This is a genomic window from Paenibacillus sp. N22P23 (assembly GCF_059383735.1).
Genome location: NZ_JBXENT010000002.1, coordinates 1,052,796 through 1,077,331, shown reverse-complemented (window position 1 = coordinate 1,077,331; position 24,536 = coordinate 1,052,796). Strand labels below are relative to the sequence as shown.

Genomic DNA, 24,536 nt, shown 5'->3' with positions numbered 1-24,536 from the left:
AATTGTAGAGTGAAAAATGGTAAGTGACTATAGCAGTCCCGCTAGGAGGAGATTCGCGATGCTACTCGAAGTTATAGCGTTAACACCGGAAGATGCCCGGATTGCTGCCGAATATGGCGCAGATCGCATCGAGCTTGTCTCGGTTATCGAGGAAGGCGGGCTTACGCCTGCTTTGGCCTGTTTGGAAGAAATCGCAGCGGAATCTACGATTCCGGTTCATGTCATGATTCGTCCGCATAGCAGGGATTTCCGGTACTCAGAAGAGGATATGGGGCAGATGCTCCTTGAGATGAAGAAGCTGCGATTCTCTTGTATCGGCGCTTACGTACTTGGCGTATTGACCGCAGAGCAGAGGGTCGACGAAGAGAAGCTGAAGCGGCTTCTTGATGCGGCAGATGGCGTACCCGTTACATTTCATCGGGCGTTCGATGAGACGCGCAATCTGGAGGAGGCGTATGAGACACTCGCTCGCTATCCACAGATTCGCACTGTACTGACGTCCGGCGGGAAACCGAGCGTACTGGATGCGGTCGATCCCATAATGGAACTCGTCCGGCAAAGCAAGAACGGCCGAGGTCCGGAAATTATGGCGGGAAGCGGGCTTACGCTGGAATCAGCAGCTGATTTCGTGAAGAAAACAGGTGTCCGTGCCGTTCATTTTGGCTCAGGCGTGAGGCAGAACGGACTGTCCCAAGCTCCGATTGATCCGGTGAGGCTCGCTGCTGTTCTGGCGGTTCTCAAACCGCAATAAGGTTATTTTGCTGCAAGATTCCGGTGTGAAGGCTAACGCAAGAGGTAGGAGGAGTAATCAGATGTCTGAGGTATTGGTTAATGAGTATCGCGGGGGTTATGTAGAAAATGTGCACTGCGGTCATATTTGTGGAGTAGATGCGAGCGGCATCCGATACGGTACGGGGAATGTTCGTCACTTGACGTTTCTACGCTCTTCCGGGAAGCCGATTCAGGCGCTTCCTGCACTTATACATGGCGCAGATGAAGCATTCGGATTGTCGGAGAAAGAAACGGCGATCATGTCGGGCTCCCACTGGGCGGAAACGTTCCATGTCTCGGAGCTGGAGTCGATGATGGTGAAAATCGGCGTGGACGAGGAGCAGTTGGTCTGCTCACCAACGTACCCGCTAAACGGCGCAGCCAGAGATGAGTTGTTCGTCAGCGGCTCGCCGAAACGGAGAATTTATCACAATTGCTCCGGCAAGCATCTCGGCATTCTGTCGCTATGCAAGCATAAAGGCTACGAGGTGCAAGGTTATACGGATACCGATCATCCTGCGCAGCAAGAGATCGCAGCTACGCTTGCTTATTTGGCAGCTATGCCGGCTGAAGAGGTCGTGACAGGCGTGGACGGCTGCGGCTGTCCCGTATTCGCGATTCCGCTCGACCGACTGGCGACGGCTTATCTGAAGCTGGCTCTGCCTGAGCTTATCGAGGATCAAGCGGTACGCCGTGCAGCGATTAAGATTGCGGGACTCATGAACCGCCATCCCGAGATGGTATCCGGAACGGGACAAATCTGCTCGGTGCTGCTAATGGACGACAATATTGTTGCCAAAGGCGGGGCGAAAGGCGTTTATTGTTTCGGTTTGCGAGAGGAAGGGCTCGGTTTCGCCTTGAAAGTGCTAGACGGTTCGTCGGAAGAATGGCCGCTCATTATCGCTTCGATCCTGGAGCAGATCGGCTATTCCCGCCAGGAAACGATTGACCGGCTGCGTGCATTGGCACCTGCCGATATGCTCAATGACAACGGCATCGTTGCCGGCCGCAATGAGGCGGTATTTACACTGCAGCGATACGAATAATTACGCAGGTGAGGGAGTACAAAGGATGCAAATCGGATTAAGCACATACAGTTTGTTAAACGCATTGAAGTCGGGCGAAATGACCGTACTGGATGCGATTCAGTGGATAGCGGATAACGGCGGGGAGCATATGGAGATCGTTCCGTACGGCTTTACGCTCGTAGATAATCCGGAATTGGCCGATGCGGTTCGCAATAAGGCAGCGGAAGTCGGCATTGCACTCTCCAACTACTCGATGCCTGCCAATTTCGTGCAGCCTGATGAAGAGGCATTCGAAGCGGAGATGGCACGCGTTAAGGAGCATGTCGATCTTGTTCACCGTCTTGGCATGAAGCATATGCGTCATGATGTAACGGCTTTTACGATTCCGAAGGAACAAATGACGATTGCCTGGTTCGAGGAGAACCTGCACCTGATGGTGAAAGGCAGCCAGATCATTGCTGATTATGCAGCGCAGTATGGGATCACGACGACTATCGAAAATCACGGCTTCAGCGCGCAAGCGAGCGATCGCGTGCAACGCGTGCTGCATGCCGTTAATCGCCCTAATTTTAAAACAACACTGGATATCGGTAATTTCATGTGCGTAGACGAAAATCCGGTTATCGGCGTGATCAAGAACCTTCCTTATGCATCGTTGGTTCATTTCAAGGACTTCTACTTCCGTCCGTTCGATGAGCCGCCGGGTGGCGGCAATTGGTTCCGCACGAGCCATGACAATTATTTGCGCGGTGCCATTGTCGGTCATGGCGAAATTCCAATTCGCAAAATCACGAAGCTGATTAAGCAATCCGGCTATGATGGTTATATTACGGTTGAGTTCGAAGGTATGGAAGAGTGCAAAGAAGCGTCGCGGATCGCGATGGACAATCTGCGCACGCTGTGGCAAGAGGCATAAGAGCAGGAAATAACGTATGAAAAGAGAGGCGGCATAAGAGATGCAAACGATTCAGAAGCCGGTACCTTCGGCGAAGCAGCTGGCTTATCAGGATATGGAATTTGGCTTGTTTCTACATTTCGGGCTTCGGACGTTCTATGAAGGGTATGCCGATTTCGACGAGCGTCCCATGTCGCCGGCTGACTTTAATCCCGTAAATTTGGATTGCGAGCAGTGGATCCGTACCGCGAAGGAAGCGGGCATGCAATATGCGGTACTGACTGCGAAGCATCATGACGGATTCTCCAACTGGCCGTCCAAATACAGCTCCTTCTCGGTGGAAGCTTCCCCATGGAAGGACGGAAAAGGCGACGTCATTCGCGAGTACGTTGATGCCTGCCGGAAGTACGACGTGAAGCCTGGCCTTTACTATTCGCCTTATGACGGCTCTGCCAATTTCTACACCCAGGATGCCAAAGCTTACGACGATTATTTCGTGAATCAAATTACGGAGCTGCTGGGCAATTACGGCGAAATCGATATCTTGTGGTTCGATGGCTGCGGCTCTGAAGGCCATACCTACGATTGGAACCGGATCATTGGCGAAATTCGCCGCTTGCAGCCGGGCATCTTGATCTTCAACATGGGTGATCCGGATTTCCGCTGGATCGGCAATGAAGACGGCGTAGCTTCGACGCCAACTTGGAACGTGGTGGATTCTACTGATTTCTCGATTTTGACGGATGAGAAAGAGAAGCTTGGTGCACAGATGTGGCTGCCTGCTGAATGCGACGTGCAATTGCGGTATAACCGGATCAGCTGGTTTTACAGTGATGAGGACGAGCATATGGTCAAAAGCGTGGATGAGCTGATGGGCTTGTACTATTTGTCCGTCGGTCGCGGCACGAACCTGCTGCTGAATATCGGACCGAACCGCGAAGGACTTCTTCCGAACAAGGATACCCAGCATCTGACGCAATTCGGCGAAGAAATTCGTCGTCGGTTTGAACGTCCGATCGCGACGCTTTCTTCGTGCACGCAGGAAGGATCGAAGTGGACGTATAAAGCGCAAGAGTCGCATTTGATTGATCATATCATCATTCAAGAGGATCTCACTCGCGGCGAAAGTGTTCAGCAGTTCGTTGTGAAAGTTGTTACGTCCAAGTCGCACAATGCGATTACGGTGTATGAGGGCAGAAACATCGGTCATAAAGCGATTATCCGCATTCCTACGATTAAAGCAGCTGGGGTTATACTTGAGGTTACGGAAAGCGACGGGGAGCCAATCATTCGCGAATTATCTGTTCATTATTCCGGTGAATAAGGAGGGTTCGCATGAGCAGCGGCTTATCTCACTCTAAGTCCGAGACACGGCCTAATATTCTATTAATCACGGTGGATCAGATGCGCGGCGACTGCTTGAGTGCTGTCGGTCATCCGATTGTGGAGACGCCGAACCTGGATCGCTTAGCGCGATCCGGCGTTCTGTTCCGCAATGCGTATTCGGCTACGCCGACATGCGTTCCGGCCAGAGCGGCGCTCTTAACCGGCATGAGTCAGCGTTCGCATGGACGCGTCGGGTATCAGGACTGCGTGCCATGGGAGTACGAGCATATGCTGGCAGGCGAGCTTGCCGGTGCCGGCTACCATACGCAATGCGTCGGCAAAATGCATGTTTATCCCGCGCGCAATCTATGCGGGTTTCACAATATCGTGCTGCATGACGGCTATCTGCATCATAACCGCAGCAAGCATGATAACACGGTCGATGGGCATTTCGATCAAGTGGACGATTACTTGACTTGGCTGCGTCAGAGCGCAGGCGCGCAGGTCGATATCACCGATAATGGCCTCGATTGCAATGCATCGGCAGCCGCGCGGCCGTGGCATCTGGCGGAGGAGCTGCATCCGACGAATTGGACGGTGACGCAGTCGATCGATTTTCTGCGTCGCCGGGACCCGGGCAAACCGTTCTTCTTATATACATCGTTTGTCCGCCCGCATTCGCCGCTTGATCCGCCGCAGGTCTATATGGATATGTACAAGGACCTGGAGCTGCCCGATCCTCCAATCGGGGATTGGGTGGATGTAGATGCGGCTATGGCGAATGGGTCTGATCCGACTACGCATTTTGGCATTGTGCCGCGGCGCAGGCTGGATCGTGCTCGAGCGGCCTATTATGCGCTAATTACGCATCTTGACGATCAGATTGGCCGGTTGGTGAATGCCTTACAGGAATATGGTGTATCGGGTAATACAATCATCCTGTTTGCCTCTGACCACGGGGAGCTGCTTGGGGATCATCATTATTACCGCAAAGCGCTTCCGTATGAAGGAAGCGCGAAGGTACCGTTTATCGTCAGCGATCCGGGTGGCAAGCTGGGGTTACGTCGAGGCAGTGAAGCTTCGCAAGTGATTGAGCTGCGCGATATCATGCCGACCCTCCTCGACATCGCCGGTGTTCCGATACCGGGTACGGTAGATGGGAGCAGCGTGCTTCCGCTATGCCGGGGAGAGCAGGCCGATTGGCGGCCATATCTGCACGGCGAGCATTCGTATGGAGCGCTGTCGAACCATTTTGTAACGGATGGCCGGGAGAAATATCTTTGGTTCTCGCAGTCAGGTGAGGAGCAATTATTCGATTTAGTGAGCGATCCGCAGGAGATGGTGAACCTCGCAGGTTCGCCGAACTGGGGTGGCCGGTTAGCCGAGTGGAGGAAGCGCTTGGCAGCGGAATTGGACGGACGCGAAGAAGGTTATGTGGAAGATGGTCGGCTTATTGTCGGACGTCCGCCGCGTCAACTGCTAACGAGTGTGTTTCAAATGTAAGAGGAAAGGCGGGAGCTGTCGGGCTCCCGTTTTTTGCGTGCTGCATGTTCAAAATCATGGTTGAACACGCAAACCATTCGTCATCTAGTCAGATGAATCTAGCATGAGGTAAATTAGTAGCAAGAGACTTATGCTATAATCGACAACAACAACGCAATCCGAGTGCAGAATGTGCGGGATGCCGAAGCACCGCGCGCTATAAGGGGAGAAGTATACATGAACGGGCAAGGGCAAATGACACAGGATGAGCGATGGTTTCTGCAAGATGACGCACTTCGGGAGGCCAACCTTGTCGCAGAGCTTCCACTCGAGGCATGGGATGCCTTGCAGCAAGCTGCTGTAAAGGTGAGACAGGACGAGAGACTGAGTACGCTGGCAGTGCGAGGGCATCGACTGCTGTTTCAATCGGGCAATGGTGCAGCTTCAAGCGGGGAGACGTTCTCCGGCATTCTTGCTGAGATGGGTGAAGGAGCAGAACTCTATCAGCCGCTTATTCTGCTCAGCGGACTGAATCGGCTTAAAGGGCTCTATGCGGAGAGAGGCATTCCGCAGGAAATCTTGAAGCATACGCTCAGCGACATGGCGCTGTGGATGCATGATTATTATGGCAGGCACAATCGCTGGGGACTCGGCAACGAGTGGCTCGTCAACCATTTGTCCTTCCGATTGTTCCGAATCGGAAGACTGCAATTTGAGCGCGGCCGCTTCGGCGGAGGCCGACGCGTGCTTCGCCACCTGGCTACTTACGAGGTGATCGTCTTGGCTGAGAACGGCATTCGATTCCGCGGCGATGGACTCATTGACGGCACGAATGATCGCTTCGACGAAGCGGAAGCATGGGAATCTGTGCTCGAAGAAGGCGAAGGAAGTTTTCGCGGGCATCGGATTTCGGATGGTGGTTTCGCGGTTCGTCAGTTGGAGACATTCCGCACGGACGAGTGGGAAACGGTGCTGCGCGCCGGTGATCCTGTTCTAGATGTCCACATTGCCGCTGATGGCAAGATGGATCATGCGCAGTGTTTGGATTCGATGAAAGATGCAGTCGGGTTCTTCAACCGGTATTTCCCGGAAGAGACGCGGCTTGCATTCGTCTGCACCTCTTGGCTGCTTGATCCGCAGTTCGAGCAGCTGCTAAGCGATTCCGCCAACATCGTCCGTTTCCAGCGCGAATTCCGGCTCTATCCGGTAGGCGGCGACGGCAAAGAAAGCCTGCGCCGCATATTCGGTACGTTGTACGAAGATTGGACACAAGCGCCAGCCGACACCTCGCTTCGCCGTGCCGTACTTGGACATCTTGCGAGCGGCGGTGCATTGCGGGATATGGGCGGCTTTATTCTGATGGACCCTCAGGATTCGTTAGCGTGATTTCATGGCAACGAGATCGCATTTAAAAAGAGAAAACGCCGCACCACGAAGTTACTTCGCGGTGCGGCGTTTCTTTGTGATGCCTTCAGTTGGCCCTCAGCTGCTATTGGCGAAGCTGCGGCAATGGCTGGAAGGTCATATTAATCGGCAAGTAGCTGCCGGATGCGAGCGTGAAGACAATGTCGAGTGTTTCAGACGTTGCACCGGTGCGGTATAGCACGGCGGATTCATGTTGATCCAGCAGTGCACTGTCGGTTGTAACCGGAGTGAGCTGCCCGTTAACGATGAACGCGCCTGCATAGTGGCCGCCTCTGGCGTTGATGCCGACAAGCGTATTCGGCGCGACATGCACCTTCATTTTGTACAAGACGCCAAAGTTGCCGAAATCGTATTCGAGCAAGCCGGTCATCTCGTCAATCCCGTCCACGAGCTTGTCGATCTTGCTGTCGCCAAGTACGATACGCTGCGGCTTGGTGCCGAGCGGTTCGGAGGTGCTGAGATCGATCACGCGGTCTGCGTAATCGAATGTGCCGCGGACATGCTTATTATCGCGAGGCATGACGGTCAAGGAATCGAGAATCGGCAGCGGCTCTTGTTTATCCGGCACGACAACGATTCGGTATTGAATATTCGTTGACGAAACAACATCTGCATAAGCCGAGAACACGTCTCCCGGTTTAACAGGAACATTCGACATCTCAGGAAGCAGTACCTTGGATTCGCCCGGAGCGAGGGTAACGTAGGAAGCCGGTACATTTTTGCTGAGCGCATCCATATAGCGGATCGTAGCCATTTTGCCTGCCATAATGGAGGATTTGTCCGGACCGCCCTTGCCCCATGCGCCGATACCGACAGAGGCCATGCCAGTGCTGCTTGTGTTTGTCGCAATTAAGAACATTTTGAGTGGGTAGCCTGCTCCATTCTCGTTATAGAAGAGGAAGCGTGTAGCGCCGGAAAGCACAGTGTCGTAAACAAGACCTGTCGTCATCCAACGTTCAGGACTGTTGCTGTGTACAAGTCTTGCCGGTTCATTCATATAGGTATAAGAGATGGTCGGGTAGTTAAGCACGGCCGCTCCGTCCATATCATACTTGCGTCCAACCGGCGTGAAGAGCAGGTTAAACTCATCTTCGGTGTATAACATTTCCGGGATGACGGTAATCATCTTCGTTACGGTGCCGATCAATTGACCGCCATCCTTTACTTCAAGCGTGACCGGATACTGACCTTCACTGAAGAAAGCAGGAGCATTTCCCGTAAATTTAGCTGAAACGATGTCATTGCGGTCGTCGGTGCTCAGATCGGTATACGTGATAGGCTCACCCATGCGATAAGTAGATTTATCCGTTGTAAAATCTGCTACCGGCGGCTGATTCGGCATTTGCACATTAACTGTAACGCTGAATGGCTCGCTCCATACGCCGTTCTCACCTTGAACCCAGTGGGTTACAACATGCATACCGGCCTCTAGGAAGATGGACTGTCGTCCTTCCCAGCGCTCATGTGTGTTGGTTTCATCCACTACTGTAGGAACGCCGTTCACCAAATAATCAACAAGCGTTTGCCCTGCGAAAATTTCAGTAGGCTGTACGGTAAATTCCGCCGATGGCGGTGCTGCCCAGTTGATAACGGTATCGATGCCGCGGGCTGTAATACGGCTGCCGGTCAAATTTGACCACATGCGAAGCGGTACCATGAGCGAGCCTTTCAGGATGAAAGTCGGACCCGGACCTTTCACGGATTCACCGTTGCGAATAATAATGTCACTGCCTGGCTTGAATCGAAGCTCGATGTCCCCGGCTTTCGCGATGGATTCCTTCGTCTTCGCATTATAGGACAGCTTGTAGCCGAAAGGCCCCGCAATCCCGTTCAGCGCGGCATATGAGGAACCGCTTTTGATCGTTAATGGCTGCGCGGCTTTAAGCGGCTTCTTGTTGAACAACATCGCGGTGCTGTTCTTCTTCAGCACAAGCTCGTTGTCCGGAGGCGCTACTGGTGTAAGTGCGCCGCTAATCGTTGCGACATCAATATTCGGATTAGCGGCTGTTGAGTCGCCTGTCGTCGTCGTTGTCGTTGTAGGTGCATCGGTCGTAGAAGCAGGTGCATCGACCGTTCCCTCTGCTGATAGCGGTGCAGTTTGAAATAAAGTTAATAGTGCCAAAGTACAGACAAGATAATGCTTCAGTGGTTTCATACGCGACTCCTTCTCTATTTCGAATCGATAATTTGGATGACCACTGTTTAAACGACTATATTTACCATAAAGTTGCGATGCTTGGAAAAGAAAATATAGAAATCGGAAATGGAATAATCGGAATCAGGTTCGGGTTCCTGCTTATTTGTGTTAAAATAGGTGAAAAAATCCGGTGGATGTAGACGCAAGAAGAGAGGGAGTTACTCAAATGAAGTCAGGATACAACAAGGAACCGATTGTGACGATTCAGGGCTGGGAGCATGAAGCATGGTCGGGTTATGAAACAATCGGGAGTACAGTACGAGCAGCACTTGCAAACACAAGCAAAACGAAAACAGTTGTCGTCGTGGAATGCTACCCCGGCGTAAGACAAGAGGAAATTATTGCGGGGCTGTCTGCTGCGTTGGCGCCTGCACTTATCGTAAATGCGGAAGACGCAGCGCTGGAACCTGATGAGGTTGACCGCAAAGTCGAGCGCTATATGACGGATGATCGCGTGTTTGGCTATATGACGCCTTTTAGAATTGAAGAGTTCTATGATGCGGATAAGCTGCAGCAGCTCCGTGATGGAATCGATGCTGTACAGTCTGGAGTCATTGTCGTGATCGGCTTCGGTGCAACACTTGTGACAAGCGGTGATGTGCTGCTGTACGCAGACCTGGCGCGCTGGGAAATCCAGCAGCGTTATCGTGCGAAGACCTATCGCAACTGGAGAACGAACGTCGTGGAAACGGATATTCTCCGTCTCTACAAGCGTGGCTTCTTCTTCGAATGGCGGATGGCCGATCGACTGAAGAAATCGCTGCTAGGCGGTATCGATTACTACCTGGATACGAATGCAGCAGATGCTCCAAAGATGCTCTCCCGGGAAGCGCTGTTTGCCGGTCTTGCCCAAACGGTAAGTCAGCCGTTCCGGCTCGTGCCGTATTTTGATCCCGGCGTATGGGGTGGAACTTGGCTGGAGGCCAACATCGACCTGCCGAAGCGGAACCATCCGTATGCATGGGGGTTCGATGGTGTGCCTGAGGAGAACAGTCTTTATTTTCAATATGGCGGGCTTCGGTTGGAGCTGCCTTCGATTAATCTGGTCTTCTTCGAATCGATTAAACTGCTCGGTGAGAAGGTGTACTCGCGCTTCGGGGCTGAGTTCCCAATCCGTTTCGACTTCCTCGATACGATTGGCGGTCAGAAATTAAGCTTGCAGGTGCATCCAACGACTGAATATATTCGCGAGCAGTTCGGTATGCCGTATACGCAAGATGAGAGCTACTACATTCTGGAGGCGGTTCCAGGTGCGGAAGTATATTTAGGCCTACAGGACAACGTGGATTCGGAGCAGATGATGGCTGATTTGCGTAAGGCGCAGCAGGGTGAATTTACGTTCCCTGCAGAGCAATATGTGAATGTGTACCCGGCTGCTAAGCATGATCATTTCCTCATCCCGGCAGGGACGGTTCACTGTTCGGGTGAAGGATGCATGGTGCTTGAGATTAGCGCTACTCCGTATATTTTCACCTTTAAGCTGTGGGATTGGGATCGACTCGGGCTGGATGGCAAACCGCGTCCTGTGCATGTGGACCATGGCGAGAAGGTCATTCAGTGGGATCGGACTACGGAATGGACGAAGAGCTGTGTCGGCCGTGTTGAACCGGTTGCGGAAGGCGAAGGCTGGAAGGAAGAACGAACAGGACTGCATGATCTCGAGTTTATCGAGACGCGGAGGCACTGGTTCTCGGCACCGGTTCGTCATGAGGCTAACGGCAGTGTTCATATGCTGAATTTGATCGAAGGGGAAGAGGCGACGGTGGAAAGTCCGGACGGCGCGTTTGAGCCATTCGTCATCCGGTATGCGGAAACGTTCATCGTTCCCGCTTCTGTCTCTGCGTATACGATTCGCCCAAGCGGTCCGAGTGTTGGCAAAACAATCGGCACGATCAAAGCATTTGTCAGAGCCTAGGGGGGCATCCATAATGAATCCGGGCGTTATTCTGGCATTTGATGTTGGCGGTACGCAGATTAAAGCAGCTGTCATGCGTGACGGATCCATAATCGAGCAGACGATTGGGCAATATGAGGCAAAATCGGATCTAGGAGCGAGTGCGATCCTGGCGCATTTCGTTGCCATTGTGCAGGACATGCTGAAGCGAGGCGGACTGGTTGAGGAGTCGATCATCGGCTTCGGGCTCGCCTTCCCCGGCCCATTCGATTACGAGAATGGGATCTGTTTAATTCGTGGATTAGGCAAATTCGAGTCGTTGTACGGCCTTTCCGTAGGAAAGCTGCTGGAAGAGGCGCTTCGCGCGAATGAAGAACTGCGAGCGCGGCTTGCGCCGCAGTTCCGCATTGCCTTCGAGAATGATGCCGCTTTATTTGGTCTCGGGGAAGTTGGCGGTTCGGAAGCAGGTCATGGGGAGCGGGTCGTATGCCTCACGATTGGCACCGGCCTCGGCTCCTGCTTCTTGGAGAACGGTAGTCTGGTGAAGCATCGCGAAGATGTGCCGGATAACGGCTGGTTGTACCAGACGCCTTATCGCGATGGAATCGCCGACCGGTATATCTCGAAGAGCGGCGTCTTGCAGCTTGCAGAGGAGCTTGGCCTCGAACTTGGCAACAGAGATGTGCGTCAGCTGGCAGAAGACGCGCTTGGCGGAAGCGAACCGGAGAAGGAGTTGTTCGAGGCGTTCGGCGAGCGGATGGCGCTCATCTTGGGACCGGCTTTGCGGCAGTTCGACCCGGATGTGATCATCCTCGGCGGGCAGATCTCGAAGAGTGCCAGCTTGTTTCAGGGGGCTTTGCAGGCGGGGCTGGCGGAACAGCAGCTGAAAGCACAAGTACGCATCAGCCGAGATACGTTCGCGAGTACGTTTCGGGGGATCTATGAATTAGTAAGGTGAACAGGACAAATACATTCTCATTGAAAGGATGATTGCAATGAATACAGAACCACTTAAAGAGAAGGCTGTGACGTTCTTAAGTCTGGTAGCCGCGGGGAAGGTGCGCGAGGCCTACAAGAGTTATGTAGCCCCGGGCTTCCGTCATCACAATTCCTACTTCCGTGGCGATGCAGATTCGCTCATGCTGGCGATGGAAGAAAACGCGGCGTCGAACCCTCAAAAGACCCTTGTTGTCAAACGCACCATCGAAGAAGGGGATTGCGTTATGGTTCACTCTCATGTGAAACAAAAGCCAGAAGACCTCGGAGCCGCTGTGGTGCACATCTTTCGTTTCGAGGACGGCCGCATCATCGAATTGTGGGATTTAGGTCAGGCCATACCAGAGCAATCACTTAATGAGAACGGAATGTTCTAGCTTTAACAGATTACCGAGTAAGATAAAAAAACCGCCACAATTAAATTGTGGCGGGCAGTGTGTCGAGAAACAGACGTTTGATACAAAGTCGTTTTTTAGCTTCCGGTACGGCACGAGGGCAATCTATCGTATGTGCTGTACCTCCGCGATGAGCGCATGCTTTGTCGCATGCCAACTCTAACGGTTGTGACAGTTGTTATTTGGCATAAATTCACCCTGTTTTTTTTCTAAAGGTTGCCAGCGAGCTTATTTGAACGTTTTCCACTAGGAATCGACCAATTTGTTACAAATAACGTCAGTGACAACCGTTAGAGGTTCAAATAGGCTTCTTTTCATGAAATAGCCATGCTGACAACCGTTACAATTTTATTTCATGATGTATAGTCAACCGCCACAATTAAATTGTGGCGGTTTTTTTGTGTTCATAACTTGCGAATCAGCAGATGCAGTAAGCACCTCTAGTAGCGGTTGCCAAGCAATACTAAGATCTGATTAGGGAGAGTTCTTCTCAGTACATAGTATCCTTTGTTTGCGAGAGTGGCAATTCCGTTATCGTCCGGTGCACATAGTTCGCCTGGCTGGCAAGAGCCGTCATCTCTTACAAGCAATTTGCCTACCATGCCAACGGCTACCCATTCCGGTCGATTTAGCCGCGGTACGTATTCTTGAAGCGGGTTCCAATCGGGATTCAGTAGAGGCTGGCGTTCTGCGCGTCCAGGTGAAAGCAGTTGTCCCGCAGCATCCAACCGTTCCGGAATCTGTACATCGTGATAGAGGGTTTGTCCCCACTCATCGGTCAGAAATTTGCGATGCCAGCCGAGCTCAGCGTTACCGGATAGGAAAGCAGGCTTGCCGCTGGTAATGCCAACAATATAGTGATCTGCAGAAGTAGCAATTCGCACCTTGTCTTCCACTAAGGCCAAGAAGTAGCCTGGTGCGATCGGCTGCCCGTCGAAGGTTTCAAACATCTCCGCATAGTCTGCAGCAGGACTGCTCATCGTTCCGTCAATCTTCACATCGCCACTGCTCAATATCTTCGCTGCCAAGCCAGGTGCGGCCTCGCTCGTTCCATTGGCCAAATACCACGAGTAGGACAGTTCGTTAGCCGAGCCGAATTGCCCCATAATGTGTACCCCGTCTAGCAGGTTTGTGGAAGTGTTCAGTCCTTCGGCGTGGGAAAATGATCCGTCAGCGATCGTGTTGACGCCTTGTGCATGCGAGGAAAAGCCGCTTGCCGTGGTCACAGCCCCTTCGGCATGAGAGGATTGTCCGCTTGCAATGCTTAGGTTTCCTTCGGCATGCGAGACATCGCCGCTTGCAACTGTGCGCTGTCCTTCCGCATGTGCGAACATGCCGCTGGCTAGGTTCAAGTTTCCTTCAACATGCGATGCTCTCCCGCTTGCGGTATTGCTTTCTCCTTCAGCATGCGCGCCTTGTCCGGTAGCGAAAGTCTCAAGTCCTTCGGCGTGAGAATCTAAGCCGGAAGCTTGAGTCAATTCCCCTTCGGCATGCGCATTCATCCCATTGGCCAGCGTATTCATGCCCTCCGCATGAGAGCGGTCGCCGGTGGCCTGTGTTACCTCACCTTCGGCATGCGCATAGATACCGAAAGAAATCGAACCGCCTCCTTCCGCGTGGGAAGCAGGGCCAATCGCATTCGTAGCGTAACCTTCCGCGTGCGCTGCGAATCCGTTTGCATTCGATAGAAACCCTTCCGCATGTGAAGCCTCGTTGGAGGCATCTGTTTCTCTGCCTTCGGCATGCGAATAAATGCCTTCTGCAAGCGTACTTCCACCTTCCGCATGAGAGGCTGGTCCCCCAGCCGTATTAGCATATCCTTCCGCGTGAGCGGCAAAAGCACTCGCAGTGGATTGGAACCCTTCCGCGTGCGAGGCATCTCCGCTTGCTAACGTATCCAAACCTTCTGCCTCGGAGCATGTCCCCGTGGCTTGTGCGTTACATGGTGCCATATTGCAACATCTCCTTTTGTAAGACATAATGATGATGGTGAATCTATTTCCATAATATTACATGTGGAAGATTGTGATTGGATGATAGAGTTCTTTTTCTGAAACGTATAACGAATGGAGTCATAGCAAGGAGGCGGGCAGTGTGTCACATGATAGAGTAAGTAGTCTCGAAATTGCGATGGTGGAGATCCCTGGTGGAGAAATCGAGTTAAAGGACGACCGCGTGAAAAGCAAATGGACGGCGAAGATCAAACCTTTTCTACTTGCGCGATATCCGGTAACAGCGGGGCTGTACGGTGCGACGATTATGGGTCATGCAGCTGCTCATTCTGATGGGGATTCGAGACCGGTCGTGAACGTCTCTTGGCTGGATGCCGTGAAGTTCTGCAATCTGCTGTCAGAGAGAGAAGGACTGAAATCTTGTTACACGATTCGTTCCGAAGGTGTCCAATGTGATTGGGAGGCAGACGGCTATCGACTTCCCACGGAAGCGGAGTGGCAGTATGCATGTAAAGCAGGGACTACTGGCTATCGATATGGCGAGCTTAATCAAATTGCTTGGTATGAAGAAAATGCTGGGGGAAACGCCCATGAGGTAGGTGGGAAGGAGCCGAATGCATGGGGGTTATACGACATGCTCGGGAACGTGTGGGAGTGGTGCTGGGATCTCTATGACGAGGAAGTGTACGGCTCTTATCGGATTTTTCGGGGAGGGAGCTGGGCAGAAGAGGCTAGAGGCTGTGGGGCAACATGCCGCCGCCGCAGTCACCCGACATTTTGCATCGATGATCTTGGGTTTCGTTTGGCGCGATCTATGGCGAGACAGCACGCTAACGAATCCTAGTGGCCTTATTTCAACAAAGAGACGGGGGTTGAAACGCTAACGAATCCTAGAGGCCTTATTTGGTGTTAAATGGCTCTTTTTCGTATCATTTCTCCTCAATAGGACCTCTACAGTTCGTTAGAATCGAAAAGTGGCCAATTTTGCACGAATAAGGCCTACAGGATTCGTTAGCGCAAAATGTATTCGGGAGTGCTATTCGATGATAGATCTGGAGTTGGAACAGTTAATAGGTAGATTAGAGATCGGAAGCTGATACCAATGGGAGTGTTCCAGCGATGACTACTGATTCTGAGCTTCAGCAGCTCTTTGATGAACCAATTGAACATATTACGGTGCTCGACCCTGGTTATTCCGGGCATGCGAGCGATGTCTGGCTGGTGAAGACCGCATCAGAGGAATGTGTCGTACGTTCATCCAGATGGAAGGAAGCGCCGACCCATGAGTTTTGGTGGGGGTGTTATGATCTGTTTGGGATTGACCCCAGACGAATGCGTCTCTTCGCTGCGAATGCTGCCATGCTTAGTGTTATTGCAGATATTCCAGCGCCGCGAATACATAAGCATCAGATAATCGAGGGCAGAGAGTATCTTGTCGTCGAGAAAATGAACGGTCAGACATTCCAGTCTTTCTCCTTGCAGTCCGATGCACTGCTGCATCAGCTAGGTGTCTGGTTGGGTCGAGTCCATTTGCAGCGCTGCCATTATTTTGGCAACCTTGGTGGAACTCCAATTGGTCCACAACAATCCTTCCATACTCGCTTGTCTCACACCATGAGAGAGCTCGTTGATCGCGATTATGCGAATGATAACAAGATAAAGGTGCAGCTTGATGCGATGCTTCGTGACCTTGAAGATCTTCCGGTACCTGCTCACTTCTGTCCTGTTTTTATAGATCTTGATTCATCGCAGTTTCTAATTCATGACGGGATGTTATCCGCGGTAGTGGATGTTGAAGCTTATGCGGTAGGTCCCCGTGAGCTTGATTTTATTGGTTTGGAGTATGTGCTTGATGAGAGATCGGCGGCTTCTTTCCTCAAAGGGTATTCGTCGATCCTCGCCCCTCCCGATTTAACTGATTATCGCACTATCTATCGTTTTTTCTATCGGCTGCTAGGCGTGCAAGGGTCAGTTGATCTGGGTCTATGGTTTGCGCAGCGGGCATTATTTCAGTGAAACGGAGAATGGCTCCATGAACAAAAAGAAGAAAATCAGGGATTTGATCTATGTCAGTAATGAGAGTGCGAATAACTGCTTCTATTCGTATGGGATTGAATTTCATGAATTTATGAATGGTGTACCTAATAGACCGGAGAATTTGTTACTACTCCAACATAACTTCTCGAATGCGCAATGGAATCCACATACTCGATTTGATTATGTGGCGCGGGAAGAACTGGATGAGCTGATCGAGGATGATGTTTACGGCTATGGGGATTTTTGTTGGGTGGATTTCGCTCAAGAAGCGGATATGGACACATTAAGCAACAATCAGATTGCTGAATTATTGTTCTTCGGGCATCTCGCTAGACCCTTGCACCTAGTGCCAATGATGAGATTTGCCTATTATGCACATGATGACGGTTGGTTCAACAAGCTCTATGTGACGGACCGGCGTGATTATGAAATGCTTTTGGCAAACGTTATTGTAGAGAAGCTGCGGAAGATCACAGGGAGGAAATTTGAGCCAATCCCGAAGGAAGTATCTGCAGTACTATTAGAGTCTGCCCGAGATGGATTATTCATTGGCTTATCGAGAGCGATCAAGAATACAGCCGAATATAAGATCCCGATCGCGGCTGTTGGTCATTTCACGGACATGGACAAAGTCTATGGCATTAGGGACGAAATGAGTGAGTACAAGACTTGGCTCGCATATTCAAAAGGGACCTGGAACCTCGTTAAGGACATCTAAATTCAAGTGTGCTTGTTTTCATCAAATTCACTTCCCACAAACAAGAAGAAATGTTATTCTTGAGATAAGAACAAATGTTCTTATCATGTTGTTTGAAGGTGGGGGTGTAAAGTGAAATGCAATCCGCTCAGGCTAAGAGTATCCTAATCCCTACTAAATACCCTGCCGGTTGGTTCGGGACTAAATATACGATGAATCTCTATCGTGGCTGCGACATTCAGTGTATCTACTGTGATTCACGAAGTGAGCGGTACGGTATCGATGAATTCCACAATGTTACGGTCAAAACAAATGCGTTGGAGCTTCTTCGTAAGGAGCTCGCAGCGAAAAGAAGCAGAGAGTCCACGATCGGCACAGGTTCGATGAGTGATCCGTATACGCTGATGGAACGCAAGCTGCTGATGACGCGGCGCGCGCTGCTGATGATTGCGGAGTTCCGATTCCCGGTACATATTACTACGAAGAGCAATCTCATTCTCCGAGACTCCGATATCCTGCAGCAGCTGAGCACGAAATATGCCTCCGTTGCGGTGTCGATTACGACCGCTAACGATGAGCTGGCTCGTAAATTGGAACCCCATGCGGCTTCCTCTACAGAGAGATTCAGAACGCTTGCTGAGCTCGAGAAACTTGGTGTGGTGACGACTATGCTGATGATGCCTATTCTCCCCTTCTTGGAAGATCAATTGGATAACATTGATCAGCTTGTCGAGAGGGCGGCAGCAGCAGGTGTCAAACATATCATGGCGGCATTCGGCGTTACGTTGCGAGATCGGCAGCGGGAGTATTTCTATCGAAAGCTGGATGAAGAGTTTCCAGGTTTGAGTAATCAATATAGACGGACATTCGGCCTTGCCTATGAGTGTAAGTCGAAGAAGGAGAAAGAACTGGAGCTTCGGTTCCGTGAAGCCTGCTCGCTGCATGGGATATCCACCGAAATGCCCTATTATCAGCCGCCTGCTGCTGACTCGTTCCAAATGAGTTTGTTCGACGATGAGGAGTGTTCCTATGGATGACGTTGAGATTGTTCGACAATTCTATGATGAGACGGTGCAGTACGAGTGGGATCGTCTTGAGCGTCACAAAGTTGAGTTTGAGCTTAGCAAACGGTATATGAACCGCTACATCAAGCCGAACGACAAAGTGCTGGATCTAGGCGGTGGTCCGGGCAGGTATTCGCTTCACCTGTCGGCGCGTGGCTGCGAGGTGACGTTGGCTGATCTCTCGCCCAACAATGTGAATTTTGCGCTGAGCAAAGCGAAGGAGCTTGAGCTGCCACTAGAAGGTCTATGTGTGGACAGCCGCGACTTATCTAGCCTTGCGGATGAGCAGTTTGATCATGTACTGTGCATGGGGCCGATGTATCATCTGAAAGAAGAGAAGGATAGAGTTGCGACTATTCAGCAATGTATGAAGAAGCTAAAACCAAACGGAATCCTATTCGTATCCTTTGTCTCTTCATATTCATTTGTCTGGGATTACTTGATCCGTAATCCTGCATTCATTCTATCTGCTGATCGCAGGTCTGAGCTTCATACGATGATTGAGGATGCGAATTTTGCCGGGCATGGATTCACGGACAACTATTACATTCGTCCGCGAGATGTGGTTCCATTCTTCCAAAAATTCGAGCTAGAGAAGCTGCACGTGATCAACTGCGAAAGCTTCCTATACCTGCGTGAGCCGGAGCTTCTTACACAGCCGCCTGAGGTAATATCGGCTTGGCTCGACTTGGCGGAGCAAGTATGTGAACGCGAGGAGCTATTGAGTTTTGCCGAACATTTCATGTACATGGGAAGGAAGAACGCATAGATGATCGTGACGAGGAGGGCTGCCGGTTTGGCAGCCTTTTGTCATTCGTACACGAATTTGAGAAAAACAAAAACCGTTTGCCGCTCAGCAGCGTCTAACTTGTAGAAGAAGCATAATGGCAGGAGAGGTAGCGCATGGATAACGAATTGCTGGCTCACGCAGCTAAACGCGGTGACGATGCGGCCTTCTACAGCCTCATTACGCAGCACAAAGATAAAATGTACCGGATTGCGTATTCGTATTTGAAGAATGAGAACGATGCGCTTGAAGCCGTGCAAGAAGTGACCTGCCGGGCATACATGCAGATTCACCGATTGAAAGAACCTGGTTATTTTGGAAGCTGGCTGATTCGCATTCTGATGAACTATTGTGCGGATGAAACCAAGAGGCGGTCTCGCCGGAATGAGAAGCATCAGGTGGCGGCCGTGGCTGGAGAACAGCACGTGGGGAGCGGCGAATCCCAATTACTAGAGAAAGTAATGCTCGAATCCGCGGTAGAACGGCTAGATGCCAACTATCGGACCGTCATTGAGCTGAAATATTATCATGATCTAACGATCACCGAAATCGCGAGAACGTTACAGAAGCCGGAAGGTACGATCAAAACATGGCTGCACAAAGCACTCGGCGGGCTGCGGCAGCGGCTGGAGAAGGACGGTGAACCCCATGAATGAGTTTCGTGATGCGAACGAGCAGGATTGGCCGCAGTTGGAGGCAATGAAGGAACGGATTAATCAGATTACGGTTCCCGAAGCGGTTGATGAGAGGATTAGGAATGGCATGCGGCGTGGCCGGCAGCGCAGAAGGCGCCGGTTGGTCACTCGAATGGCTTCCTATACGGCATGTTTACTGCTCCTCATTACGGTAGCATCTGTCCGCTTCTCGCCCGTTGTTGCGGCCTATGTTGGTGATTTGCCGGGGCTTCGGTCACTTGTTGAACTTATTAATTATGACAAAGGGCTGGAGCTCGCATTGGAAAATGATTTTATGCAGCCGGTCGGCCTATCCGAGGAGCATGACGGCATTAAGCTGACGGTGGATGGCGTAATTGCAGATGAATCGAGGGTTCTCGTCTTCTACACGTTGACCAACACGGACGGACGGAAGCGAGTCATCAATGTACAGCAAGTGAACCTGCTTAATGGCAAAGAGTTCGGAATCTCGCAAGGTACCTCGAACTTCGATGAAGAGTGGTTAAGTAAGCAAGGCACGATTGATTTTAACTTCCAGGAGGGATCAGAAGTCCCGGATACGCTTAATCTGGAGATTAAGGTCGGTAAGGATAACGAGAAGGCAACTGATGGTCCGGTGTGGAAGTTTGTGGTTCCTGTAGATAAAGCCAAGTTTGCAGGATTGAAGGAGACCTATGATCTCAATGAAACGGTTACCGTTGAGGGCCAGCGGATTACTTTTGGCAAAATAACCATTTACCCGACCCGGATTGGCGTGGAGGTAGCATACGATCCAGCCAATACTAAGAAGTTGTTTTACTTTGACGATCTTCGGTTCGAAGATGAGAACGGTGAGGTCTTTGGGACAATTACCAACGGCGTATCCGGTTCAACCATAAGTGAGTATCGGCAGGTGCTTTACTTCCAGAGCAACTATTTCCGCAAGCCGGACCGGCTATATCTAAAGGCCAGCAGCATTCGTGCACTGGACAAAAACAAGCTGGAACTCAAGGTGGATCTTGATCACAAGAAGCTGCTCGCAAGCCCCGATGATCACCTTACGTTAAGTGATGTCGGCACCAGCCAGGAGGATGGTCAGAGCATTGTTGTCTTTAAGCTGAAGAATGACAACCCGCTTGATGAAAACCGTTCGTACAGCTTACTAGACAGCACGTTTAAGGATGCATCCGGTAAATCCTTTGAATCGCATATGACGGGTTCGTCTGGTGACGAGTTCCAGTATTTTATTAAGAAGACGAATTACCAAAGCCCGCTAACGCTACGCATTTCCGATTATCCAACCCGGATCCAGGGTGACATAAACCTTAGAATTAAGTAACTAACAGTGAGGCTGCCATTCGTGGCAATCTTCAGGTTGATGACAAAGCCCCTCGTTGGGGCTTTGTCTGTTGATGGGCTTAAGAAATGAAAGGCCAGCCCACTTCAACCAACAATTGATCAGATGCTTTAACGAACTGTACGGCGCTTATTTGCCCATTATTGGCACCGAAAATATTCTAACGAACCGTAGGGGCTCTATTTGATGGTTATGGCGTAGTTGGGAGCCGATTATCCCCAAATAAGACCTCTCCGGTTCGTTAGATTTTCGAAGCCTCGAAATTCGGCCCAATAAGGCCTCTACGGTTCGTTAGATTTTCGCGGCATGCATGATGAGGAGTGCGTGTGCTGTCGAGACTGTATCGACAGCCTGAAGACTGCCAATCCTGGCAGTCTTTTCAGTAGTTTAGTAACCTTTTAGCAGAGTAAACGTCTATGATCTATGAAGATATCCTAATTAATGGTACTGGGGTGGAGTAGAAATGAGACATTCTCGTTTACTAAAGTTGATCGTGCTCATATGTATGGCTAGTTTACTGATTCCAATAGGTGTATCGGCGGAAAGTTCACAGGAGCAATCAATGACGTTTGAAGGAAAAGTGCTCTCGAATGTCAAACAGGTTGCTTCAGGGTATGCAAGTACACTGGCACTGAAGAATGATGGGACTCTGGACCTGGGGAAGCAACATCACGACGCGTTTAACAACGACAGCCGTTCAAGTTCCGGAATTAACGGATGTAGATTCTATTAGACTTTCTTCTACTTACGGGGATACGGTCGTTGCTGTGAAGAAGGATGGGACAGCGTGGATGTTTGGGCAATTACGTTATGGCACTTATGATGGTGTAACCTATTCCTCAGATCATTCGGTATTCACGAGAATCCCGAAAGAAATCGAAGGACTGCGTGATGTGAAAGATGTTCAATTAGGCTATGACTCTGTGTTGGCTCTGAAGAGGGACGGAACGGTCTGGGCTTGGGGAAGCAACGAGTATGGCGAATTGGGTACTGGCAAAGTGAAGTCCCTTGCCGCACCGGCTCAAGTAGCGGGTTTGCCAGAGATATCGTCTATACATATAGAAGGTAATGCTGCGTTCGCCATCGACAAGAGTGGCAAGCTTTGGTTCTGGGGCTCACCGTATTGGTATTATAGCCAGACCGGTAATCAAGCTGTAATTACGAAACCACGGGTGTTCGAGAAGCTTGATCATATTAAGGCGATTACAGGTTCAGGAGGATCTACTCTATTGCTGCGTTCGGACGGCACAGTGTGGTCCTTTGGAGATAACTATGGCGGTATGCTGGGTAGAAACAGGGATCCATTGGAGGGGCCGCTCCATCTGGAACAGATCCCGGAGCTTCAATCGATAGAGGATCTATCATGCTCGTATTTGCAATGTTTGGCGCTTGATCAGCTTGACCGGGTATGGGTATGGGGTAATAACTCTTACCGCCAAATCGGAGACGGTTTACAGCCGCATAGGTTCGATCACCCCGTAAAGCTTGGACATCAGCAGGCAGTAGAGGGTGTAAGCGGTTTTCGGACTTCTTTTCTCATTAAAAAGGATGGCACATTGTGGGGGGCCGGTTTAAACGGCGATGGTCAAATTGGCCATGGGTTATTAGGCATAGGAGGCGGAGAGGAAGGCTTCGGCGTTCCACCTTACTCGTATGAGCCGTACTCATGGGGGACCTTCTCCGTTACAAAATATGAACCCGTATTGGAAGCTCCTCGTGTGCTGGTGAATGGGCAGCAGATAGTCATGTGGGCGATGCAGATCGATGGGAGCGTTTATGCCTCTGTTAGAGGGATGATGGAAGCGATGGGTTACCGTATGGAGTGGAACCCGGATGGAAAAATAGCGGTTGCTCTTAAGGATGGTAAGGAGTTTTCTTTTCATCTGGAAGAAACAGGCGGTATTTACGTGAATGGACTTCCGGTCACAGTGGGTAAGGAAGTATACAATGTAAGAGGGGAATTGCTTGCTCCTGTCCGTGAGCTTGGTGCGGCCTTTGGCTTCACGACGGCATGGGAACCTGAAGCCTACACCATACGAGTAACTGAGTAGATTGGAGCTGCGTTAATGAACAGGGTAGTGATTATTACGGTTGGGAAAACGCATAGCGGGAAAACGACATTCGCCAAGGCGTTGGAGCAACAATTGCCGAACTCACTTGTGATTGATCAAGATAACCATGCTGCATTCATCAATTCGAACTATCCCGCCTTGCGTCCAAAAAGTGGTCCAAATACGATCAAGTATGCCGTGACACAAACGATTGTCGATTATGCTGTTCATCAAACGGATTATCATCTCATTCAGTGCAATGCGAACCGTTATCGTAAGGGGCGGTTGGAGATGCTTGCTTATTATCAAAACAAAGGTTTTACTACTATACTCGTTCATTTCGATTATCCTGATATTGTCTTACAAGCGAGAGTCGCTGAAAGTCAGCGCAGCACCGCTGTATTTAGAAGTGCTTCTACTTTCGAAGAGGTACTAATGCGGCAGCAGACAGAGTCTCTTCACGGTAAAGCGGTAGACCCGATTCATGGTGAGGCTGACTATCTGTTCGAAATCAAACATGCTGATGAGGTTCAGTACGTGATCCAAGCCATTGTGAATATAGCCGAGCGGAGCGGAGGAGAAGTCTAAGAATGAGCAAGCATTATCAATTCCAGCACAATGAAATCGAACAAATAATGAGCGGGTTTGGTCAAGCGTTCTATGAGAAGATGCTCAGCAATCTCGAAACCTTTGCCGGTCAATGGGAGTTGAGCGCGCTTCAGCTCATTCCTTCCTATTCCGCAAACCTGGTGTTTACATGCGAATCAGCTAGATTCGGAAGCGCAGTACTCAAGATAGGCAGAATTTCCTCTCTAGAGATAAAGATGGAATATCAGACATTGCTCCACTATGAAGGCAGACGATTTTGCACCGTGTATGATGCGGATTTGGATAACGGAGTTTTGCTTGAAGCGTGCGTGAAGCCGGGGAATCCGCTAAGGGAAGAGACTTCGCTTGCGACGAGGTTAGACGTATTTAGTTCGCTATACAAAGGCTTGCACATCGCGGCTGCTAATGCAGAGCTCTATCCGACTTACGTAGGGTGGGTTAGCAAAATAACCGAGTACATGAGTACGAGGCAGGATTGCAGAAAATTAGCAGCCTATATGAAGAAAGCGGAAGATATTTGCTTATCGGTGGCTGCGGTTTATACCGGGCAGATGCTGCTTCATGGCGATTTTCATCACGATAATATTTTGCTTGGACAGGATGGCATATACCAAATCATTGACCCGAAGGGCGTAATAGGCGATCCGGTGTTTGACGTTCCGCGCTTTATCTTAAATGAATTTGATGATGATTATTCGGAGAAGGGCTATTCGAAAATCAATGAAATCATTGCCGTACTCGAGCAGAAACTGGGCATTCCCAGCGAGATCTTAAAAAAATGCCTCTTCGTCGAAACAGCAATGGGTTCATGCTGGAGTGCTGAGGATGGCGCAACAGCTGAGGAGTACTCGGATCTCGTCAAACAGGTTGCTTTTGCAGAGGCGATCATGAAGGGTTGATTGCATACTTGGATGAAGGTT

General features: G+C 50.7%; 21 protein-coding genes. 19 read left to right on the top strand and 2 right to left on the bottom strand.

The window, feature by feature from the left end; genetic code table 11:
* Positions 1–58: 58 nt before the first annotated feature.
* The 6 genes from AC506A_RS15395 to AC506A_RS15370 all read left to right on the top strand — a co-directional run bounded on the left by AC506A_RS15395 (position 59) and on the right by AC506A_RS15370 (position 6,888).
* Positions 59–751, top strand: coding sequence for a copper homeostasis protein CutC (locus tag AC506A_RS15395; RefSeq protein WP_495461862.1), 693 nt, complete (start codon positions 59–61; stop codon positions 749–751).
* A gap of 61 nt (positions 752–812) precedes the next feature.
* The gene (locus AC506A_RS15390; RefSeq protein WP_495461861.1) at positions 813–1,817 is read left to right on the top strand and encodes an asparaginase; all 1,005 of its coding nucleotides are present in this window, start codon (positions 813–815) and stop codon (positions 1,815–1,817) included.
* Between the two features lie 25 nt (positions 1,818–1,842).
* The gene (locus AC506A_RS15385; RefSeq protein WP_495461860.1) at positions 1,843–2,715 is read left to right on the top strand and encodes a sugar phosphate isomerase/epimerase family protein; all 873 of its coding nucleotides are present in this window, start codon (positions 1,843–1,845) and stop codon (positions 2,713–2,715) included.
* 40 nt (positions 2,716–2,755) lie between these two features.
* Entirely contained in the window at positions 2,756–4,018 is a 1,263-nt protein-coding gene (locus AC506A_RS15380) for an alpha-L-fucosidase (RefSeq protein WP_495461859.1), read from the top strand.
* 11 nt (positions 4,019–4,029) lie between these two features.
* Positions 4,030–5,523, top strand: a complete 1,494-nt coding sequence (locus AC506A_RS15375; RefSeq protein ID WP_495461858.1) for an arylsulfatase — start codon at positions 4,030–4,032, stop codon at positions 5,521–5,523.
* 216 nt (positions 5,524–5,739) lie between these two features.
* Entirely contained in the window at positions 5,740–6,888 is a 1,149-nt protein-coding gene (locus AC506A_RS15370; RefSeq protein ID WP_495461857.1) for an acyltransferase domain-containing protein, read from the top strand.
* 103 nt (positions 6,889–6,991) lie between these two features.
* Here the strand turns inward: AC506A_RS15370 and AC506A_RS15365 are convergent, their stop codons facing one another.
* Positions 6,992–9,082, bottom strand: a complete 2,091-nt coding sequence (locus tag AC506A_RS15365) for a stalk domain-containing protein (RefSeq protein ID WP_495461856.1) — start codon at positions 9,080–9,082, stop codon at positions 6,992–6,994.
* Between the two features lie 208 nt (positions 9,083–9,290).
* Here AC506A_RS15365 and AC506A_RS15360 point away from each other — a divergent pair, with 208 nt between their 5' ends.
* Genes AC506A_RS15360 through AC506A_RS15350 form a run of 3 tightly spaced genes read left to right on the top strand, consistent with a single transcriptional unit; the run spans position 9,291 to position 12,391 of the window.
* The gene (locus tag AC506A_RS15360; protein ID WP_495461855.1) at positions 9,291–11,039 is read left to right on the top strand and encodes a class I mannose-6-phosphate isomerase; all 1,749 of its coding nucleotides are present in this window, start codon (positions 9,291–9,293) and stop codon (positions 11,037–11,039) included.
* A 13-nt stretch (positions 11,040–11,052) separates the two neighbouring features.
* The gene (locus tag AC506A_RS15355) at positions 11,053–11,976 is read left to right on the top strand and encodes an ROK family protein (protein ID WP_495461854.1); all 924 of its coding nucleotides are present in this window, start codon (positions 11,053–11,055) and stop codon (positions 11,974–11,976) included.
* A 37-nt stretch (positions 11,977–12,013) separates the two neighbouring features.
* Positions 12,014–12,391 (top strand): nuclear transport factor 2 family protein, encoded by a 378-nt coding sequence (locus tag AC506A_RS15350; RefSeq protein WP_495461853.1) that lies wholly within the window; start codon positions 12,014–12,016, stop codon positions 12,389–12,391.
* Positions 12,392–12,849: 458 nt separating this feature from the next.
* Here AC506A_RS15350 and AC506A_RS15345 read toward each other — a convergent pair whose 3' ends face one another.
* Positions 12,850–14,361 carry a peptidase G2 autoproteolytic cleavage domain-containing protein gene (locus AC506A_RS15345; RefSeq protein ID WP_495461852.1) on the bottom strand — a complete coding sequence of 504 codons (1,512 nt, stop codon included), beginning with the start codon at positions 14,359–14,361 and terminating at the stop codon, positions 12,850–12,852.
* Between the two features lie 178 nt (positions 14,362–14,539).
* On the opposite strand from AC506A_RS15345, the gene AC506A_RS15340 reads away from it, so the two are divergent.
* From AC506A_RS15340 to AC506A_RS15295, 10 genes are all read left to right on the top strand, one after another.
* A complete protein-coding gene (locus AC506A_RS15340; RefSeq protein ID WP_495461917.1) occupies positions 14,540–15,205 on the top strand; it encodes a formylglycine-generating enzyme family protein in 666 nt (221 codons plus the stop codon).
* Between the two features lie 275 nt (positions 15,206–15,480).
* A complete protein-coding gene (locus AC506A_RS15335) occupies positions 15,481–16,377 on the top strand; it encodes a phosphotransferase (protein WP_495461851.1) in 897 nt (298 codons plus the stop codon).
* A gap of 16 nt (positions 16,378–16,393) precedes the next feature.
* Positions 16,394–17,116 (top strand): hypothetical protein, encoded by a 723-nt coding sequence (locus AC506A_RS15330; RefSeq protein ID WP_495461850.1) that lies wholly within the window; start codon positions 16,394–16,396, stop codon positions 17,114–17,116.
* A gap of 116 nt (positions 17,117–17,232) precedes the next feature.
* Positions 17,233–18,132, top strand: coding sequence for an SPL family radical SAM protein (locus tag AC506A_RS15325; protein ID WP_495461849.1), 900 nt, complete (start codon positions 17,233–17,235; stop codon positions 18,130–18,132).
* Positions 18,125–18,928 carry a class I SAM-dependent methyltransferase gene (locus AC506A_RS15320; RefSeq protein WP_495461848.1) on the top strand — a complete coding sequence of 268 codons (804 nt, stop codon included), beginning with the start codon at positions 18,125–18,127 and terminating at the stop codon, positions 18,926–18,928. The genes AC506A_RS15325 and AC506A_RS15320 overlap by 8 nt, the downstream gene beginning before the upstream one ends.
* A gap of 134 nt (positions 18,929–19,062) precedes the next feature.
* Positions 19,063–19,602: a sigma-70 family RNA polymerase sigma factor gene (locus AC506A_RS15315; RefSeq protein WP_495461847.1), complete on the top strand. Its 540-nt coding sequence runs from the start codon at positions 19,063–19,065 to the stop codon at positions 19,600–19,602.
* Positions 19,595–20,938, top strand: a complete 1,344-nt coding sequence (locus AC506A_RS15310) for a DUF4179 domain-containing protein (protein ID WP_495461846.1) — start codon at positions 19,595–19,597, stop codon at positions 20,936–20,938. The genes AC506A_RS15315 and AC506A_RS15310 overlap by 8 nt, the downstream gene beginning before the upstream one ends.
* A gap of 656 nt (positions 20,939–21,594) precedes the next feature.
* Positions 21,595–23,007, top strand: coding sequence for a stalk domain-containing protein (locus AC506A_RS15305; protein WP_495461845.1), 1,413 nt, complete (start codon positions 21,595–21,597; stop codon positions 23,005–23,007).
* 15 nt (positions 23,008–23,022) lie between these two features.
* Positions 23,023–23,595 (top strand): AAA family ATPase, encoded by a 573-nt coding sequence (locus AC506A_RS15300; protein WP_495461844.1) that lies wholly within the window; start codon positions 23,023–23,025, stop codon positions 23,593–23,595.
* Between the two features lie 2 nt (positions 23,596–23,597).
* On the top strand, positions 23,598–24,515 hold the full coding sequence (locus AC506A_RS15295) for an aminoglycoside phosphotransferase family protein (RefSeq protein WP_495461843.1): 918 nt from the start codon (positions 23,598–23,600) through the stop codon (positions 24,513–24,515).
* The last annotated feature ends 21 nt before the right edge of the window (positions 24,516–24,536 follow it).

Coding starts and splice junctions, on each gene's coding strand:
- AC506A_RS15305 (WP_495461845.1), top strand. CDS start 21,595: ATGATGGGACTCTGGACCTGGGGAAGCAACATCACGACGCGTTTAACA.
- AC506A_RS15380 (WP_495461859.1), top strand. CDS start 2,756: ATGCAAACGATTCAGAAGCCGGTACCTTCGGCGAAGCAGCTGGCTTAT.
- AC506A_RS15310 (WP_495461846.1), top strand. CDS start 19,595: ATGAATGAGTTTCGTGATGCGAACGAGCAGGATTGGCCGCAGTTGGAG.
- AC506A_RS15300 (WP_495461844.1), top strand. CDS start 23,023: ATGAACAGGGTAGTGATTATTACGGTTGGGAAAACGCATAGCGGGAAA.
- AC506A_RS15365 (WP_495461856.1), bottom strand. CDS start 9,082: ATGAAACCACTGAAGCATTATCTTGTCTGTACTTTGGCACTATTAACT.
- AC506A_RS15340 (WP_495461917.1), top strand. CDS start 14,540: ATGGTGGAGATCCCTGGTGGAGAAATCGAGTTAAAGGACGACCGCGTG.
- AC506A_RS15385 (WP_495461860.1), top strand. CDS start 1,843: ATGCAAATCGGATTAAGCACATACAGTTTGTTAAACGCATTGAAGTCG.
- AC506A_RS15315 (WP_495461847.1), top strand. CDS start 19,063: ATGGATAACGAATTGCTGGCTCACGCAGCTAAACGCGGTGACGATGCG.
- AC506A_RS15335 (WP_495461851.1), top strand. CDS start 15,481: ATGACTACTGATTCTGAGCTTCAGCAGCTCTTTGATGAACCAATTGAA.
- AC506A_RS15375 (WP_495461858.1), top strand. CDS start 4,030: ATGAGCAGCGGCTTATCTCACTCTAAGTCCGAGACACGGCCTAATATT.
- AC506A_RS15350 (WP_495461853.1), top strand. CDS start 12,014: ATGAATACAGAACCACTTAAAGAGAAGGCTGTGACGTTCTTAAGTCTG.
- AC506A_RS15325 (WP_495461849.1), top strand. CDS start 17,233: ATGCAATCCGCTCAGGCTAAGAGTATCCTAATCCCTACTAAATACCCT.
- AC506A_RS15320 (WP_495461848.1), top strand. CDS start 18,125: ATGGATGACGTTGAGATTGTTCGACAATTCTATGATGAGACGGTGCAG.
- AC506A_RS15330 (WP_495461850.1), top strand. CDS start 16,394: ATGAACAAAAAGAAGAAAATCAGGGATTTGATCTATGTCAGTAATGAG.
- AC506A_RS15355 (WP_495461854.1), top strand. CDS start 11,053: ATGAATCCGGGCGTTATTCTGGCATTTGATGTTGGCGGTACGCAGATT.
- AC506A_RS15370 (WP_495461857.1), top strand. CDS start 5,740: ATGAACGGGCAAGGGCAAATGACACAGGATGAGCGATGGTTTCTGCAA.
- AC506A_RS15360 (WP_495461855.1), top strand. CDS start 9,291: ATGAAGTCAGGATACAACAAGGAACCGATTGTGACGATTCAGGGCTGG.
- AC506A_RS15295 (WP_495461843.1), top strand. CDS start 23,598: ATGAGCAAGCATTATCAATTCCAGCACAATGAAATCGAACAAATAATG.
- AC506A_RS15345 (WP_495461852.1), bottom strand. CDS start 14,361: ATGGCACCATGTAACGCACAAGCCACGGGGACATGCTCCGAGGCAGAA.
- AC506A_RS15390 (WP_495461861.1), top strand. CDS start 813: ATGTCTGAGGTATTGGTTAATGAGTATCGCGGGGGTTATGTAGAAAAT.
- AC506A_RS15395 (WP_495461862.1), top strand. CDS start 59: ATGCTACTCGAAGTTATAGCGTTAACACCGGAAGATGCCCGGATTGCT.